General features: G+C 68.1%; 11 protein-coding genes. 7 read left to right on the forward strand and 4 right to left on the reverse strand.

From position 1 onward, the window contains the following. Positions 1 to 8: 8 nt before the first annotated feature. Both DK459_RS26360 and DK459_RS26365 read left to right on the forward strand, forming a co-directional pair. A complete protein-coding gene (locus tag DK459_RS26360; protein ID WP_035183874.1) occupies positions 9 to 860 on the forward strand; it encodes a hypothetical protein in 852 nt (283 codons plus the stop codon). Between the two features lie 124 nt (positions 861 to 984). After that, positions 985 to 3087: a PhoX family phosphatase gene (locus DK459_RS26365; protein WP_054484580.1), complete on the forward strand. Its 2103-nt coding sequence runs from the start codon at positions 985 to 987 to the stop codon at positions 3085 to 3087. Positions 3088 to 3219: 132 nt separating this feature from the next. Here the strand turns inward: DK459_RS26365 and DK459_RS26370 are convergent, their stop codons facing one another. Beyond that, a complete protein-coding gene (locus tag DK459_RS26370) occupies positions 3220 to 3525 on the reverse strand; it encodes a hypothetical protein (protein ID WP_053074801.1) in 306 nt (101 codons plus the stop codon). 319 nt (positions 3526 to 3844) lie between these two features. Between DK459_RS26370 and DK459_RS26375 the strand changes: the two genes are divergently transcribed. The 3 genes from DK459_RS26375 to DK459_RS26385 all read left to right on the forward strand — a co-directional run bounded on the left by DK459_RS26375 (position 3845) and on the right by DK459_RS26385 (position 7062). After that, positions 3845 to 5485, forward strand: coding sequence for a methyl-accepting chemotaxis protein (locus tag DK459_RS26375; RefSeq protein WP_110135167.1), 1641 nt, complete (start codon positions 3845 to 3847; stop codon positions 5483 to 5485). Between the two features lie 141 nt (positions 5486 to 5626). Beyond that, entirely contained in the window at positions 5627 to 6226 is a 600-nt protein-coding gene (locus tag DK459_RS26380; protein ID WP_006389142.1) for a nitroreductase family protein, read from the forward strand. Between the two features lie 221 nt (positions 6227 to 6447). Beyond that, positions 6448 to 7062, forward strand: coding sequence for a hypothetical protein (locus DK459_RS26385; RefSeq protein ID WP_006389143.1), 615 nt, complete (start codon positions 6448 to 6450; stop codon positions 7060 to 7062). 15 nt (positions 7063 to 7077) lie between these two features. On the opposite strand, the gene DK459_RS26390 is transcribed toward DK459_RS26385, so the two are convergent. Continuing rightward, positions 7078 to 8010 (reverse strand): hypothetical protein, encoded by a 933-nt coding sequence (locus DK459_RS26390; RefSeq protein ID WP_110135168.1) that lies wholly within the window; start codon positions 8008 to 8010, stop codon positions 7078 to 7080. Between the two features lie 79 nt (positions 8011 to 8089). After that, complete coding sequence (locus tag DK459_RS26395; RefSeq protein ID WP_020924802.1) at positions 8090 to 8875, reverse strand: extracellular solute-binding protein; 786 nt, start codon at positions 8873 to 8875, stop codon at positions 8090 to 8092. A 186-nt stretch (positions 8876 to 9061) separates the two neighbouring features. Here DK459_RS26395 and DK459_RS26400 point away from each other — a divergent pair, with 186 nt between their 5' ends. Then, complete coding sequence (locus DK459_RS26400; RefSeq protein ID WP_110135169.1) at positions 9062 to 15115, forward strand: DUF3320 domain-containing protein; 6054 nt, start codon at positions 9062 to 9064, stop codon at positions 15113 to 15115. A 406-nt stretch (positions 15116 to 15521) separates the two neighbouring features. Continuing rightward, entirely contained in the window at positions 15522 to 16250 is a 729-nt protein-coding gene (locus tag DK459_RS26405) for an META and DUF4377 domain-containing protein (RefSeq protein WP_054443137.1), read from the forward strand. Between the two features lie 48 nt (positions 16251 to 16298). Here DK459_RS26405 and DK459_RS26410 read toward each other — a convergent pair. Beyond that, positions 16299 to 17003, reverse strand: a 705-nt coding sequence (locus tag DK459_RS26410; protein ID WP_110135280.1) for a DUF1971 domain-containing protein, incomplete at its 5' end; no start/stop codon positions are given.

Consider the following 17003-nt stretch of genomic DNA (forward strand, 5'->3'; position numbering starts at 1 on the left):
AAAGTGCCATGAAGCGATTTACGATCGGAGCGGCCGTCATGCTGGCGCTGGTGACGGGCACGACGGCATATGCTGGCGCGCAGAACGACGTACCCAGTTGCTATGAGGCGAGCAAAGTGGGCGTGCCGGCACCGGCGCCCCGTACCGAACTGTTCATCCTGGTCGATCAGACCACGCCTTTCGATGCGATGCTGCAAGGCTTGGCCAACGAGAATGCAGGACGGCTGATCCAGCCGGGTTCCGCCTACGTCGTCGCGACTTTTTCTTCGTTCGGGCAGGGGCGCTACATGCAGGTCCTGAGCGCCGGTACGCTGGAACAGCCGATCGACGAAAGCCTCCGAAACAGCATCGGCATGAAGGTCCTGCGGACGTTCGATGCGTGCATGCGCGACCAGCTCGACTACGGGCGGCTGAAGGCGGCCACCGCGCTCAAGACGGCGTTCGCCGGCGTCAGCGCCGAACTGGCCAAGTCCGACATCTTGTCCGCGCTCAAGGAGTTGTCCAGCCGGGTCAGGCAGTCCGGCGCGCGGGACATGATTGTGTTCGTGTTATCGGACATGCTGGAAAATTCCAGCATCTCCAGCTTCTATGCCAACCATAACGTTCGCGCGATAGATCCTTCCGTCGAGATAAAGAAGGTGGAGGCCGCGCAGCAATTCGGCGACTTTGGCGGGGCGCGGGTCTTTGTACTGGGTGCGGGCCTGGTTCAAGGGGACGGATCCGCGCGCAGAGACCGGGGGGTATATCGAGACCCCAAGACCATGGCCAAGCTGCGGACGTTCTGGGAGCTGTACTTTGCCCGTAGCAATGCTCAGTTGGTGGAGTTTGGCGCGCCGGCACTGTTGTCTCCTGTCCGCTGAAACCGCATACAGACGCAAACCTTTCATTCATCTGTTATTCCACCGTCATTTTTGACAGTCATCATGCCGTGAGGCTGGCCCGCGGGTGCGCCAGCCAAGAACACCGACAATGACAGGAAAACTGATGAGTTCTTCGGACCAGGACGACATCCCGTCCAACCCCTCCCAGGCAGTGCATTTCAACGAAGTGGTGCGCCGCGCGGTGTCGCGTCGGGGCTTTCTCAAGGCCGGGCTGGGCGCCGGCGCGGTCGGCTTCATGGGCGCGGGCCTGACGGCCTGTGGCGGCGATGACGACGATGACGATTCGTCGGGCACCAATCCGGGCACCAACCCGGGCGGCGAGACGCCGGCCAAGCCCGTGGAACTCAATTTCAAGGCCGTGCCGATCAGCACCGCCGATACCGTGGTGGTCCCCGAGGGCTACCAGTTCGCCGTGATCAACCGCTGGGGCGATCCGCTCTTTGCCGGTGCGCCGGCCTTCAAGGCCGACGCCAGCAACGGCGGCGACGACCAGGCCCGCCAGCTCGGGTACAACCACGACGGCATGCATTTCTTCCCGATCGATGGCACCGACAGCGTCAACGGCAGCAGCGTGGAAGGCCTGATGGTCACCAACCACGAATACACCACGCCGGACTACTTCTATCCGGTGGGTGTGCAGCCGGGCAACGCGCAATGGAACCTGGACTGGGTGCGCAAGTCGCAGCACGCCCATGGCGTTTCGGTGCGTCATATGCGCCTGGCCAACGGCAAGTGGGAACCGGTGCTGGATTCGCCCTTCAACCGCAGCGTCAACGCCAACGTCGCGATGCAACTGGTGGGGCCGGCGGCGGGCAACCGCCTGGTGCGCACCAACGCCGATCCGACGGGCACGCGCTGCTTCGGCACCTTCGGCAACTGTGGCAACGGCTACACGTTGTGGAACACCTACCTGACGTGCGAAGAGAACTTCACCGACTACTTCGGCGTCGGCACGGCCGACCCGGCCACGGTGAACTATCCCGATGCCGAATACCAGGCCCACATGGAACGCTACAAGGGTTCGGGCAAGACCTCCAGCAGCTCGTACCGCTGGGACCACTACGACAACCGCTTCAACTGGGCGCAGGAGCCCAATGAATACAACCGTTGCGGCTGGGTGGTCGAGATCGACCCGTTCGACCCCAACTCCACGCCCAAGAAGCTGACCGCGCTGGGCCGCTTCAAGCACGAGAACGCCGCGATGACGCTGGCCGACGACAAGCGCGTGGTGGTCTACATGGGCGACGACCAGGTCAGCGAGTACATCTACAAGTTCGTGTCCGACGGCAAGTACGACCCGGCCCGCCCGGCCCTGAACCGCCTGCTGCTGGACAAGGGCACGCTGTACGTCGCGCGCTTCCTGGACGGCGCCGCGCAGGGCGACGCGATGGGCGTGGGCGAGTGGATTGCGCTCAAGCTCGATACCCCGGCGCTGGCCGGCGGCACGCTCGGCGCGATGTTCAACCAGGACATGGGCGAACTGCTGGTCAAGACGCGCCAGGCCGCCGATGCGGTGGGCGCCACGCCAATGGACCGGCCCGAATGGATCACCACCCATCCGACCACCCGCGAAGCCTACGTCACGCTGACCAACAACAGCTCGCGCGGCAGCGGCGGCACCCGCTATCCGAACGGCCCGCAGCATCCGGGCGCCGACGACGCCAACCCCCGTACCGCCAACCAGTACGGCCAGATCGTGCGTTGGCGCGAGAAGAACGGCGATCCGGCGTCGCTGACGTTCGAATGGGACATCTTCGTGCTGGCGGGCAACCCGACGCTGTACCCGCGCACCGACCTGCGCAGCGGCTCGGCCAACGTCACCACGGACAACACTTTCAACAGCCCCGACGGCCTGGCCTTCGACAAGCGCGGCCTGCTGTGGATCGAGACTGACGGCAACTACTCCAATACCGGCGCCTACGCCGGGCAGGGCAACAACCAGATGCTGGTCGCCAATCCGGCCACCAAGGAAATCCGCCGCTTCATGACCGGCCCGATCGGTTGCGAAGTGACCGGACTGACCTGGACGCCCGACCAGAAGTACCTGTTCATCAACATCCAGCACCCGGGCGAAGGCCCGAGCGTGACGGATGCGCAGAACAATCCCCTGATGGCCTCCAAGTGGCCCGACGACGCCACTGCCAGCCGGCCGCGCCCGGCCACGGTGGTGATCTGGAAGCAGGACGGTACCGCCGTCGGCACCTGACGACGATGCTGCCGATGGTCGCGGACCTGGCGTCCGCCGCCATGGCAAAGCGATCGTGACTGGCCGGCACCTCGCGTGCCGGCCTTTTTTTTGCGGCTCGGATCCGCGCCCGAGCCTGAAGTAATGCGTTCCTTAGTGCAGGTGGTGGCCGAAGGCGATGGCCGCCGTCACGAATGTCGCGGCGCCGATGCCGGCCAGTGCGTAGGCCCGCCTGGCCGCCGTGGCCTCGTTACGGCCGAAAGCCACCAGTAGTGCGACCAAGGACCACACGCCGCTGAAGCCGAGCAGGGCGAGCGTGTAGACGAACCCGGACAGGTCGTAGCCGCCGCCGCCGATGGACGGGTATTGCGGGCTGCGCGGCCACAGCAGTGCCACAAGCGGCATGGCGACCAGCGCGAACACGGCCAGCCAGATCTGGAATCGGCGGTCTTTCAGCATGGGCGGGGCTCCAGCGTTGGCGACCAGGCTCGGCGCTCTGGCCATCGTCATGTGGCGATCAGGGGAACGACGTAAGCGGATGAGAAAGATGCCGCCTAGTTTACCGATCGCGCATCGCGGCCGGGACCGCGACCGGATCCGGGCTCTCGGTATGTCCTGGGCACGTCGATGCAGCGCGAACCCCCCGCGCGGAACGGGGCGAAAAGGCTGTATTCGTAACGATAGTTATATATAATTAAAAAACTATATTTGATAGTTTTATTAAATTAAATCGATAGGCACCGCCCGGCTCATCCGGCGGGCTGCCGCAGGAGGTTTCATGCAGGATTCCCATTCCCCTTCGCGCGGGGTGCGCAGCACGGGCGGTTCCATCATGCTCGGCTTCACCGTCGTTCTCTGCCTGATGGTGCTGTTGACGGTGGTCGGCATCACCCAGGTCAACCGGATGAATGGCGCGCTCGCCGCCATCAACGATGTCCACGGCGTCAAGCAGCGTTATGCCATCACCTTCCGGGGCAGCGTGCATGACCGCTCCATCGCCTTGCGCGACGCCGTGCTGGCCGCTCCCGCCGAACTGCGGACGCTGGTGGCCGAGATCGACCGCCTCAAGCGCCAATACGACGAGGCCGCGGCGCCCATGGACGCGCTGTTCGTCCAGGGCGCCGACGTGTCGGCCCAGGAACGCGAGACGCTGGCGGGCATCAAGGCGATCGAGACGCGCACGCTGCCCGTGGTGCAGCGCCTGTTGACGGCGCTGGAGCGGGGCGACGCCGCGCAGGCGCGGCCGCTGCTGGATCAGGCGCGGCCCCTGTTCGTGCAGTGGCTGGCGGCGATCAACCGCATGATCGACCTGGAGGAACGCCTGATGAAGGACCAGAGCGATATGGCGCGGCGCGTGGGCGTCGATTTCCAGCAATTGATGCTGGCGCTGACCGGCGCCGCAATCCTGCTGGGCGCCGGCCTGGCCTGGTTGATCGCGCGCCGCATCACGCGCGCCCTGGGGGCGGAACCGGCGACGCTCAAGCGTATCGCGCAAACCATCAGCGCCGGTGACCTGGCCAGTCCGATCGCGGTCAGGCAGGGCGACGCCAGCAGCATCCTTGCCACCCTGGCCGGCATGCAGCGCAACCTGGCTTCGGTGGTGGGCGGGGTGCGCCAGCACGCCGACGCCGTATCGGTGGTCAGCGTGCAGTTGGCGCAGGGCAATGCCGACCTGTCGGCGCGTACCAGCGACGAGGCGCGCGCGCTGCGCCAGACGGCCGAATCCATGGAGGAACTGACCGGCGCGGTCAAGCGTAATGCCCATGCTGCCCAGGAGGCTGGCGACATGGCCGGCCAGGCGATGGACGCGGCGCGGCAGGGCAGCCAGACCATGCACGCCGTGATCGACACGATGGAACACCTGTCCAGGGCGTCGGCGCAGATCTCCGACATCACCTCGGTGATCGAGGGCATCGCCTTCCAGACCAATATCCTGGCGTTGAACGCGGCGGTCGAGGCGGCGCGCGCGGGCGAGCAGGGCAAGGGCTTCGCGGTGGTCGCCAGCGAAGTGCGCTCGCTGGCGCAGCGGTCGGCCACGGCGGCCAAGGAAATCAATGCCTTGATCTCGCAGTCGGCCGACACGGTGCGCCAGGGCGTGGACCGCGTCGGCGCCGCCGGCCAGACCATGGACCTGATCCTGGAAGCGATCACCCAGACCACGGCCACCATGAATGGCATCGTGCAGGCGTCGGTGGCGCAGACCGGCCGCATCGAGCAGGTGGCGCAGGTCATCGCGCAACTGGACGAGGATACCCAGAAGAATGCGCGCCGGGTCGAGGAAGCGTCGGCCGGCGCCGAGGCCTTGCGGGTGCAGGCAGCCGACTTGCGGCAGGCCGTCGCGGCGTTCCGGGTGGTGGCGGGCGGTGCCTTGCAGGCGCGCGCCACGCCCGTGGGCAATGCGCGATTGCTGCCGGCGTGAGAGCGGGGCGGCATTCGCTACAAAACTGGAACAGTTTGTTCCGGCAAAAACCGCGCTTGAACGGTGGTCGCCCGAGGCACCGGCCAGTAGAATTTGTTCACTCCCTACCCCTCTATCTACCAGTCGAAAGGCAATATCCTCATGAGCAACGCATACCTCGACGCACTGAAGAAGCGCCGCACGCAGTATTCGCTGGGCCGCAACCTGTCCGCCTCGAAAGAGGAACTGGCGACCCTGATCCAGGACGCGATCAAGCACAGCCCCTCGTCGTTCAACTCGCAAAGCTCGCGCGCCGTGATCCTGTTCGGCGCCGAAAGCGACAAGCTCTGGAACCTGGCCATCGAGGAAGTGCGCAAGGTCGCTCCGGCCGAAAGCTTCGCCCAGACCGAAGCCAAGCTCAAGAGCTTCGCCGCCGGCGTCGGCACCGTGCTGTTCTTCGAAGACCAGGACGTGGTGCGCAGCCTGCAGGAAAAATTCGCGCTGTACGCCGACAACTTCCCGGTGTGGTCGGAACAGGCGGGCGGCATGGCCCAGCTGTCGGTCTGGACCGCGCTGGCCAATGCCGGCGTGGGCGCCAGCCTGCAGCACTACAACCCGCTCATCGACGCCGGCGTGGCGCGTGAATGGAATGTGCCCGCCAGCTGGAAGCTGCGCGCGCAGATGCCGTTCGGCTCGAACGAAAACGGCTTCGGCGAAAAGGCCTTCATGGACGACGCCGAGCGCTTCCGCGTGGTCGGCTGAACCGGCGCGCGCCTGGCGCGCCGCGCCGGGCCGCCCCTCTCGAAACCCGCACGTCCCGATTCCGGGATCTGCGGGTTTTTCTTTGGCTGAACCCTGGCCGGCGACAGCGGGCGGCTAGACCCTGGGACGCCGCGTGTGCGGCCATCGGCAGCGGGACGCGCTGCGCGTGCAGGCATAATCCGGGGTTTTCCGCCCGCATATAGAAAGAGAAAGGCCCCGCCGTGACCGACGCCGTACCGATCAGCCAAGCCGACTACGACCTGCCCCTGGAAACGCTGGAGGCCCATCTGCTGGCGCAGCGCCAGCGCGCCGCCGACGTGGTCAACGCCGCCACGCGCACCTGGACCTGGATACGGCATGGTGCCTTCCTGGCTTCCATCGTCATCGTCGGCATCGAGAAGCTGACCACCGGCAAGGTGGGCGCGCACACGGCGGTCTTCGCCAGCGTGATGCTGCTGATGGCCTTGAGCTTCATCGCCGCCGCCAAGACGCGGCGCATCATCAAGGGCCTGGGCAACGGCCAGCCCACGCCCAAGTGGGTGCTCAGGCGCATGATCCGCAAGACCATCTTCAAGGGCGCCGCCAGCCTGAAGGGATCGGCGCGTTTCTACCCGGACCGCTTCGTGCTGGACCAGAACGGCAGCCATTTCGAATCCGGCTATGAAGACGACAAGATCTCGTTGATCGCGCTGACGCCGGATTATCTGCAGATCATTCCGGTGCAGCGTCCGGATGTGGCGGACGAGGTGTATTTCATTCCGCTGGCGCAGGTCAGCCAGCCCGAGGAACTGTTGAAGTTCCTGGGCGGCAAACCGAATTACGTGGATGCGGCCTGAACGGCGGCGCGGGACCTATTCGTACGCCTGCTTGCCCGCCGACCACTTGAACGTGCGCTTCCACTTGCCGCCCTGCTGGCGCAGCTGGATGTCGAAGTAGCCGCCGGTCTTGCCCGGCAGCACCAGCAGCGAATTGCTGGCGTCGGATTCGTCGTGTTCGCGCGTGCCATCGGGGTTCCAGTCGCCCGCGATGCTCTTGACGAACGACATGGGTCGGGCGAACACCACCTTCAGGGTCGCGCCGTCGATGCGGAACAGGTACAGGGCCTCGAAATCGGCGCCGCCGCCCGCATAACTCTCGCTCCAGCCCGCGCGCAGGCCGAAGGCGGTGGTGTCGGGGGCGATCCTGTAGGCGGCCAGATCGAAGCGCTTCCAGCTGTCGGGCGTGGACAGCATGGGCGCGCCGGCATCCTGCATGGCCAGGTCCATGGGCGGGTCGATGTCGGTGTCGCTCCAGTCGGTCGGTTCCGTCACCGGGGCCTCGGTGCGCGCCACCAGGCGCGGCGCGGCGCCGGGCGTCGATTCGAACACGCCGACCCATATCTCGTTCCTGTCCTGGTCGCGCGACAGGTTGGCGCAGTCGCCGCCGCCGAACTGCTTGAGGCGCTCGGCCCGTTCGGCGCTGGCCGCCAGGCACACCAGCGCCACGTAGGATCCGGGGCGCTGCGGCCAGGCCTTGGCGCCCGCCAGCAGCAGGCGCGCGGGATTCTGGCCGGGCGCCAGTTGCTGCAACAGGAAGGCATTGCTGAAGCCCGCCGGCAGTTGCACGCCCAGGCCGTCGGGTCGGGGCGCGCCGCTCATCTGGCTGTCGTACATCTTGCGGGCGTCCTGGGTCTTGATGGCGCCCGGCACCTGGTCCAGGGATTGCACCCGGGTGTCGGCGCGCGTCATCGGGGCGTGCAGGGCAAGGGCCAGCGGGCAGAGCAGCAGGGCGGCGCGGATACGCATCGGCGTGACCCGGCGGCGGCCGGGCGGTCATGGAGTTGCCCGATTATCGCCGAATGCCGCTGACGCGCAGCCGTCGGCGTCAGTCCGTTTTCCAGCCCCACTTCTTGAAGATCGCGCGGCCCTCGGCGGACGCGAGGAATTCGACGAAGGCCTGCGCTTGCGGATTGGCCTTGCCGTGGCGCGTCACCACCGCGCCGGCGTCGCGGTAGATGCGGTAGGGCTCTTCCACCGCCACCACGTCGGCCAGCGTCGGATTGGACACCTGCCAGATGTTCCAGATCAGCCACGCGTCGATGCTCTTGTCCTCGGTCCACTGGCTGCGCGCCTGGGCGCTGTTGCCGGCTTCGGGCAGCACCAGGTTGGCGCGGAAGGCGCGCACCGTCTCGATGTCGCCGAGGCGGCCGGCCACGTCTTCCCACAGTCCGGTCTGGCCCGCGCCGGAGACGGCCATGACCTTGATGCCCGGCTTGAGCAGGTCCTTGAAGCCCTGGATGCCCTTGGGGTTGCCCGGCCGCACCAGGATCGCGGATGGCCTCAGGTACAGCGTGCGCGCATCGCGCAGGTCGAACACGCCGGGCAGGGCGGCGGCGAAGCCGCTCATCATGTTCTCGGCGCCGCTGAACAGCACGTCGGCATTCTGCCTGGCCTGTTCGGCCCAGGCCGGCGTGGGGCCGGCGGTGACCTTGACCTCGATGCCGCGCTGCTTGCCAAACGCCTCGGCCGCTTCCTTCATGGCCGGGGCGGGGCCGCCCGGGCCATAGACGTTCAGGTCCTGCGCGGCCCAGGCGGCGGGGCCGGACACGGCGGCCAGCGCCAGCAGGGCGCCGGCCAGTGTCTGTTGCAATGTCGATCGGTTCGATTTCATGTCGGGGATTCTCCGGCGGGCCGGCCAGCGCGCCGAGGCGCTTGGCCGGTGGGTTGGGATACGAGGCGCGGCGCCGTCGCGGCGTGGGTCCCTCCTGTTGTGGACGTTGGGGCGGACGCGAATATTCCATCGATTTCGGTCTATAGTCCCTGCCCAATGGGCGAAGAACCGAGCAGAGAGAAATCGATGGACAAGCGACTGGACCTGGAATCCCCGGCGATGCGGGAGGGCGCCGCGCATGGCGCCGGCATGGCGGCGCTGGAGCCGGTCGGACAGGACGTCGCGACACGGGATGGCGTGATGATCGAGATCGAGGCCGATCCGACGCTGGGCTACGCCTCCATCCAGAATGCGGTGCCGGTCCTGCGATCGCTGCGCCTGGTCAACCGCTCGCAGGAGACTTTCGAGAACGTCGAGGTCCAGATCCGCTGCAATCCGGCCTTCGCGCAGCCGGTGCGGCTGCGCTTCGATGTGCTGGTGCCCGGCGAAATCCGCCGCATCGCGCCGCTGGACCTGGCGCCCGACCATGGCTACCTGGCCGATCTGCAGGAAGCGCAGCGCGCGGCCATCGAGGTGACGGCGCAGGCCGATGGGCGCGAAGTGGGCCGCGCCGCGCAGCCCGTGACGGTGCTGGCCTATGACCAGTGGGCCGGCACCCGCGCGCTGCCGGAATTGCTGGCCGCGTTTTCCATGCCCAACAACCCGGCCGTTGACGGGCTCATCGGCAAGGCCGCCCGGCTGCTGCGCGAACAGCACAGCGACCTGACCATGAACGGCTACCAGTCCAAGAGCCGAGACGTGGTCTGGAAGCAGGTGTCGGCCATCTACAGCACGCTGGCGGCCGAAACGCTGCATTACGCCGAGCCGCCCGCATCGTTCGGCGTCGACGGCCAGAAGATCCGCACGCCCGACCGCATCCTGGAGGCCCGCGTGGCCACCTGCCTGGACCTGGCGATGTTGTTTTCGTCGTGCCTGGAGCAGGCCGGGCTGCGCCCCGTGATCCTGATGAAGGAAGGCCACGCCTGGGTAGGCGTGTGGCTGCATCCGGCCTGCTTTGCCGATCCGCTGACCGACGACGTGCAGGCCGTGCGCAAGCGCGTGGACAGCGGCGAATTCCTGGCCTTCGAGACCACCGGCATCGCCCAGCATCCGAGCTTCCGGCCGTCGCTGCGGCTGGCGCTGGAACAGGGCGCCGCGCACCTGCGCGAAGACGATACGTTCCGCTACGCCATCGACGTGCACCGGGCGCGCGAGCTGCAGATCAAGCCGCTGCCGTCGCGCGCCGGCGCCACGGCGCCGGGCGAAGCCGATGCCTCCGAGGCGCCCGCCGCCATCGAACCCGCGCCCCAGCTGCCGCCGCTGGATCCGGAGTTCGTCATCAGCCTGGAGCCGGCCGACGACACGCCCGAAGGCCGCCTGGCCAAGTGGAAATCGCGCCTGCTGGACCTGACGCTGCGCAACCGGCTGCTGAATTTCAAGAACACCAAGTCGACCCTGCCGCTGGTGGTGCCCGACCTGGGACGGCTGGAAGACGCCATTGCCGATGGCGGCGAGTTCCGCATCCGTCCCTTGCCCGCTGCCTTGATGGAGGGCAGCGACCCGCGCGTGGCGCAGGTGCACGTCGACCGTGGCGGCCGCGCGCCGCTGGATGACATGGCGCTGGAGGCGCTGGGCAACAAGGAGCTGATCGCCCGCGTGGCGCAGGAGGCGCTGGACGCCAACCTGCTGACCATCTTCGGCGCCGCGCGCACCGGGCTGGAAGAAGGCGGCGCCAATACGCTGTACCTGGCCCTGGGCATGCTGCGCTGGACCGAGCATCCCGCCGCCGAGAGCAGCCACCTGGCGCCGCTGATCCTGGTGCCGGTGTCGCTGCAGCGCCAGTCGGTGCGCAGCGGTTTCCGGCTGGTGCGCCACGATGACGAGACCATCATCAACCCCACGTTGCTGCAGATGCTGCGCAACAACTACGAGTTGCGCATCCCCGGCCTGGATGCGCTGCCGGCCGACGATAAGGGCGTGGACGTGGCGCGGGTGTTGCAGGCGTTCCGCCTGGCGGTGCGCGAGATCGTCGGCTGGGAAGTGCTGGAGCAGGTGCACCTGGGGATTTTCTCGTTCACCAAATACCTGATGTGGAAGGACCTGCAGGACCGCAGCGGCCAGCTCAAGGCCAACCGCGTGGTGCGGCACCTGATCGAGCACCCCGGCCAGGCTTTCGCGCAGGAACCCTGGGATCCGCGCTTCGAGCGCCTGGACGAAAGCTACCGGCCGCAGGACCTGCTGACGCCGCTGTTGTCGGATTCCTCGCAGTTGAAGGCGATCTGCGCGGTCGATGCCGGCCGCGACCTGGTGCTCGAAGGCCCGCCCGGCACCGGCAAGAGCCAGACCATCACCAACCTGATCGCGCACCTGCTGGCGCGTGGCAAGACGGTGCTGTTCGTTTCGGAAAAAATGGCGGCGCTGGAGGTGGTGCATCGCCGCCTGGCCAATATCGGCCTGGGACCGTTCTGCCTGGAATTGCATTCGTCCAAGGCGCGCAAGTCCGAAGTGCTGCAGCAGCTCGGTCGGGCGCTGGAACTGGGCGGCCAGCGCAGCAGCGATGAATGGAACCGCGAAGCCGAGCGCCTGGCGGCGCTGCGCCAGGAACTGAACGGCCTGGTCCAAGCCCTGCATCAGCGGCATGGCAACGGCCTGACGGTCTACGACGCCATCGGCACCTGCATCCAACACAGCGGCGAGGAACCGTCGCCGCTGTCCTGGCCCGATGCCCAGGCGCATGGCGAGGACGAGCTGGCGCAGTTGCGCGAGGCGGCGCGGCGCATGTCGACGCTGTCCGGCGAACTGGGCGCGCTGCATGGCCACGCCCTGGCCCACATCGGCATGACCGGGTGGAGCCCCAGCTGGCAGGACGAGCTGCTGGCGGCGGCGCAGGCCCTGGACCGGGCGGCGGACGCGTTCAAGGCCTGCGTGGACGTCGCCGGCGCCGAACTGGGCGTGCCGGTCGCCGGCCTGGGCCTGGAGGCCTATGCGCGCCTGGATGCATTGATCGACGTATTGCTGGTGGCGCCGCGGGTGCCCACGGGCCTGGCCGCGCAGGCGCATGATCCCGCGGCGCGCCAGCGGGTGCAGGCGCTGGCCCGTCACGGCCTGGCGCGCAATGCGCATTGGGCCGAGGTCGGCGCGTCCTGGCAGGCGCGCCTGGCGGACCTGGACGGCGCCGCGCTGCAGGCCGAATGGCAGGCCGCGCGTGCCGCCTGGTGGCCCAAGTCGGCCTTCGCCAAGCGGCGCCTGCGCAAGCGGCTGGCGGCGTTTCGTGTCGACGCGCGTGGTCCGGACGATGCCGCCATTGACGCGATGCTGGCGCCGCTGGCGCGGGTCAATGCCGAAGACCGGGAACTGGCGTCCCTGAAGGCCGATGCCGAACGCCTGTTGTTGAACGATTACGCCGGCCTGGACACGGATTGGGAACAGGTCGGGCGCCACGAACAATGGGCCGAACGCTTCGCCGAGGCGGTCACGCTGATGGCCGGCGATCCGGCCGCGGCCGGCGCGCTGCGCGCGCGCCTGCAACCGCTGGTGGGCGAGAATCGCGCCTTCCTGCAGCCGGGCGCCGCGCTTGGCAGGCGCCTGCTCGACACCCGCAATGCCTGGCGCGCGCTGCGCGACCAGCTTGCCGTGGTGGAGGGCCTGGCGCATCCCACCATGCCGCTGCAGGGGCAGGAACACGACGGCGGGGCGCTCGAACGCATCCAGGCCGTGCTGGCCGGATGGCGGCTGAACAAGCAGAGCCTGATGCCGTGGTGCGTCTGGCGCCAGGCGCGCGAGCAGGCCATCGGCATGCAGCTGCAGGGCCTGGTTGCGACGCTGGAGCAGGGCCGCGTGCCGCTGGCCCGGGTCGAGGCGCATTTCGAGTTCAGCTATCGCAACTGGTGGGTCAAGAAGGTCATCGACCATTCGCCGCTGCTGCGGTCGTTCTCCAGCGCCGACCACGATCGCAAGATCCGCGAGTTCCGCCAGGCCGATGACCGCTTCCAGCAACTCACGTCGGCCCATATCGCGGCATTGCTGGCCGGCAAGGTGCCGGCCAGCAATGCCGTCCTGGTCAGTCCCGACAGCGAACTGGGCCTGTTGCGCCGGGAATTGCAGAAGAAGGCCCGCCACGTGCCGGTGCGCCAGCTGATGCAGCGCCTGCCGTCGCTGCTGCCGCGCCTCAAGCCGTGCCTGCTGATGTCGCCACTGTCGGTGGCGCAATACCTGGACGCCGGCCATTCGCAGTTCGATGTGGTGGTGTTCGACGAAGCCTCGCAGATTCCGGTGTGGGATTCGATCGGCGCCATCGCGCGCGGCCAGCAGCTGGTGGTGGTGGGTGACACCAAGCAGCTGCCGCCCACCAGCTTCTTCAGCAAGTCGGCCAACGACGACGACGGCGCCGGCGACGATGGCCAGGTGGAAGACCTGGAGAGCATCCTGGACGAATGCCTGGGCGCCGACATGAACCGCCTGCGCCTGCAATGGCACTACCGCAGCCGCCACGAAAGCCTGATCACCTTCAGCAACGTGACCTACTACGATTCGCAGCTCATCACCTTCCCGTCGCCGGTCACCGACGACGTGGCGGTGCGGCTCGAGCGCGTGGCCGGCGTCTACGACCGCGGCGGCAGCCGCACCAACCGCGCCGAGGCCGAGGCCATCGTGCAGGGCATCGAGCGCCATTACCTGGACCCGGCGCGGCGCCGCCAGAGCCTGGGCGTGGTGACCTTCAACCAGCCGCAGCAGTCGCTCATCGAAACGCTGCTGGATGCGCGCCGCCGCGCCAATGCCGCGCTCGACAAGGCCATTGCGGCGCAGGCGCGCGAACCGCTTTTCATCAAGAACCTGGAGAACGTGCAGGGCGACGAGCGCGACGTGATCCTTTTCTCGATCACCTATGGGCCGGACGCGGCCGGCAAGATGACGATGAACTTCGGCCCGCTCAACGGCGAAGGCGGCCACCGCCGCCTGAACGTGGCGATCTCGCGGGCCCGCGAAGGCGTGGTGATCTACAGCACGCTGGCGCCGCAGCAGATCGACCTGTCGCGCGTGCGCGCCGCCGGCGTGCGCGACCTGAAGCACTATCTGGAGTTCGCCTTGAAGGGGCCGCGCGCGCTGGTGGCGCAGTCGCTGCCCACGGGCCGCGAGCCCGACAGCCCGTTCGAGACGCAGGTGATCAAGGTGCTGCGCGAGCGCGGCTGGGTGGTGCATCCGCAGGTCGGCTGTTCGGGCTACCGCATCGACATGGGCGTAGTCGATCCGCGCGCGCCGGGGCGCTACCTGCTGGGCATCGAATGCGATGGCCGCGCCTATCATGCCGGGGCCACCGCGCGCGACCGCGATCGCCTGCGGCAGGTGGTGCTGGAAGGGCTGGGGTGGCGCCTGCACCGGATCTGGTCGACCGACTGGTGGATCAATCCCGAACGCGAAGTGGACAAGCTGCTGGCCCGCCTGGACGCGGAACTGGCGCGCGAGGAGGAAGCGCCCGCGCCCGAACCGGAGCCTGACCCGCAGCCTGGCCCACAGTCTGGTTCCGGCGAGGACGACGCGGCGCAGGCGGACGACGTGGCTTTCACCATCACCACCGAGGATGGCGTGGACGCGGCCGGCTCCGGCACGATGCCGGGCCAGGCGCCGCCGCGGCCGAACACGGCGGCGGGCGCCATCACGACCTACCAGGTGACCGACCTGGCGCCGGGCGACGCGCAGGCGTTCTACGACCGCGCCAGCAATGCGCGACTGACCGCCGAGCTGCGCCAGGTGATCGAGACCGAGGGCCCCCTGCCCGAAAGCGTGCTGCATCGGCGGGTGGCGCGGGCCTGGGGCCTGGAACGCACCGGCGCGCGCATCGTCGAGCGCCTGCGCCAGCTGACGCCGGCCGACAGCGGCCGCACGCGAGAAGGCGAGGTCACGTTCCTCTGGCCCGCCGGCGCGCGGCCGGCGGCGTGGGCGGACTTTCGCGGCGCCGGCGAGGACGAGGCCTCGCGCCGCCGCGTCGACGATGTCTGCCTGGAAGAACTGGCCAACGGCGTGCTGCGGGTGCTGGCCACGACCGGCAACGCGCCGCGGGCCGATGTGATCAAGTCGGTCTGCCGCCTCCTGGGCCTGTCGCGCACGCTGGCGGATGCCGAGGCGCGGCTGGGACTGGCGTTGTCGGCGCTGCAGGCGCAAGGCCGGGTGCGCGACGATGCCGGGATGCTGCGGGTGGATTGAAGCGCGGCGGGCGCCCCGTCACGCGTGGGCGCCCGCAAAGATCTGCATTACTGCGCAGAGTGTTGCGCCGGGGCGTGGCCCGTGAGTGTCAGACTGTAATTGCGGGGCGGGCCGCGATCCGCCCGCGCCGCGTACCGGGATTGGCCGCGCCGCCGCAGGGGGAAGGCGCGGGCGGAGATGCTTGCAGGTGTCAGCCTGCGTTCAGTCAGGCGGCAAGATTTTGATACGTCCCAGGACAGAACCCGCCCATTTCGTCCATGGCGCGGACGTAGAATCCGGGTTTTCACCAGTGCCGCACGGCTGATAGGAACCCACCATGAAAAAAACAATTCTCCTGGCGTCTGTCTGCGCCGCGCTGCTGCAGGCTTGCGCACCGGTTACCACCCCTGGCGAAGGATCGTCCTCCATGTCCACTTCTTCCGCGACGCCCGCCGCGAACGCGGTGAGTCTGCCCGCCTACTACTGGCGCCTGGTGTCGGCCACCGATGCTGCCGGCAAATCCATCCCCGCCCTGCAAAAGGGTATTGAACAGCCCTTGCGCCTGTCGTTCACGGCCGATGCCCTGAACGTGCGCGGCGGCTGCAATGCGCAGTTCGGCGGCTATACCTACAAGAACGGCGTGCTGCAGGTCGCCAATCTGGCTTCCACCATGAAGGCCTGCGAGCCCAGCCTGATGACGCTGGACGCCGAGATCGGCCAGCGCCTGAAGGGCGACCTGCGCGCCACGCTCGGCGGCGATCCGGCCGAGCCCGCGCTGGAGCTGGTGGCGCGGGACGGCAGCGTGCTGAAGTTCGTCGGCGAACCGACGCCGGAGACCCTTTACGGCAGCGTCGGCGAGATCATGTTCCTGGAAGTGGCGCCTAAGCGCGCCGACTGCAGCCACCCCATGATTCCGCGCTACCAGTGCCTGATGGTGCGTGAGCGCCGCTACAACGACGCCGGGGTGCAGCTGCCGCCGCAGGAAGACTGGCATCCGCTGTACCAGTCGATCGAAGGCTACGATCACCGCGATGGCGTGCGCACCGTGCTGCGGGTCAAGCGCTACGACTGGAAGAACCCGCCGGCCGACGCGCCGTCGAAGGTGTACGTGCTGGACATGGTGGTCGAGCAGGACGCCTCGGGCAAGAAGAAGTAAGCACCTGCCGCGCCCGATCGGGCGCGGCTTCCCAGGGCCCCGGGGCGACTACGCCGAACGTTCGACGTCTGCCGGCGAGGCCCCATCCGCGCGGCAGAACGTGATCTGGAAGCTTCCAGGCAGTTCGAAGGCGACGTGATGCCGCACTTGCGGGGCGATCAGCACGCGCTGTCCGGCGGCCAGCACCACTTCGGTGTGCGGCGGATCGTCCAGCGTGTAGCGCAGCACGCCGCTGTACACGGTCAACAATCCCCAGGTTCCCGCCTTGGTCGTATGCGCGGCGCGCAATGCGGCGGGCAGGTTGTCGGGCGTGAACATGGGGCTGTCGCGGTAGGGACGCACGTTCGCGGGCAGGGTATCCGGCAGGCCGGGCATGGCGTGCCGCTGCTGCCAGGCGTGCCACAGCTTGGCGGCGATGCGTTCGGCCATGGCGTCGGCCTGCGCCTGCAGCAGCGGCGGCCCGACTTCCGCGGTGACCTGGTGGAACAGCGCCAGCCAGCGCTGGAACAGGGGCCATGACAGGTCTGGAATGCAGGCGTGCGCCGGAATCGGCGCGCCCTTGAAGCGGCGCGTGCCCAGCAGCAGCGCGGACCAGAAATCACACAGCATGGCCAGGTGCGCATCCCAGTCGGTCACGCGCGCGTCGAAGATAGGCGCCAGCGTGTCGTCCTGGCGCACGCGGGCATAGAACCGGTGGACCAGGTGGCGGATGTCATCCTCGCCGATCGGCGCGGCGGGAAGGTCGGGGGAATC

This window comes from Achromobacter sp. RW408 (assembly GCF_003184165.1).
Taxonomy (GTDB): domain Bacteria; phylum Pseudomonadota; class Gammaproteobacteria; order Burkholderiales; family Burkholderiaceae_B; genus Achromobacter; species Achromobacter xylosoxidans.

What these genes read in the sequence shown, in the direction of transcription:
- DK459_RS26405 (WP_054443137.1), top strand. Translation starts at nt 15,522, where the DNA reads ATGTCCACTTCTTCCGCGACGCCCGCCGCGAACGCGGTGAGTCTGCCC.
- DK459_RS26395 (WP_020924802.1), bottom strand. Translation starts at nt 8,875, where the DNA reads ATGAAATCGAACCGATCGACATTGCAACAGACACTGGCCGGCGCCCTG.
- DK459_RS26360 (WP_035183874.1), top strand. Translation starts at nt 9, where the DNA reads ATGAAGCGATTTACGATCGGAGCGGCCGTCATGCTGGCGCTGGTGACG.
- DK459_RS26365 (WP_054484580.1), top strand. Translation starts at nt 985, where the DNA reads ATGAGTTCTTCGGACCAGGACGACATCCCGTCCAACCCCTCCCAGGCA.
- DK459_RS26380 (WP_006389142.1), top strand. Translation starts at nt 5,627, where the DNA reads ATGAGCAACGCATACCTCGACGCACTGAAGAAGCGCCGCACGCAGTAT.
- DK459_RS26375 (WP_110135167.1), top strand. Translation starts at nt 3,845, where the DNA reads ATGCAGGATTCCCATTCCCCTTCGCGCGGGGTGCGCAGCACGGGCGGT.
- DK459_RS26370 (WP_053074801.1), bottom strand. Translation starts at nt 3,525, where the DNA reads ATGCTGAAAGACCGCCGATTCCAGATCTGGCTGGCCGTGTTCGCGCTG.
- DK459_RS26400 (WP_110135169.1), top strand. Translation starts at nt 9,062, where the DNA reads ATGGACAAGCGACTGGACCTGGAATCCCCGGCGATGCGGGAGGGCGCC.
- DK459_RS26390 (WP_110135168.1), bottom strand. Translation starts at nt 8,010, where the DNA reads ATGCGTATCCGCGCCGCCCTGCTGCTCTGCCCGCTGGCCCTTGCCCTG.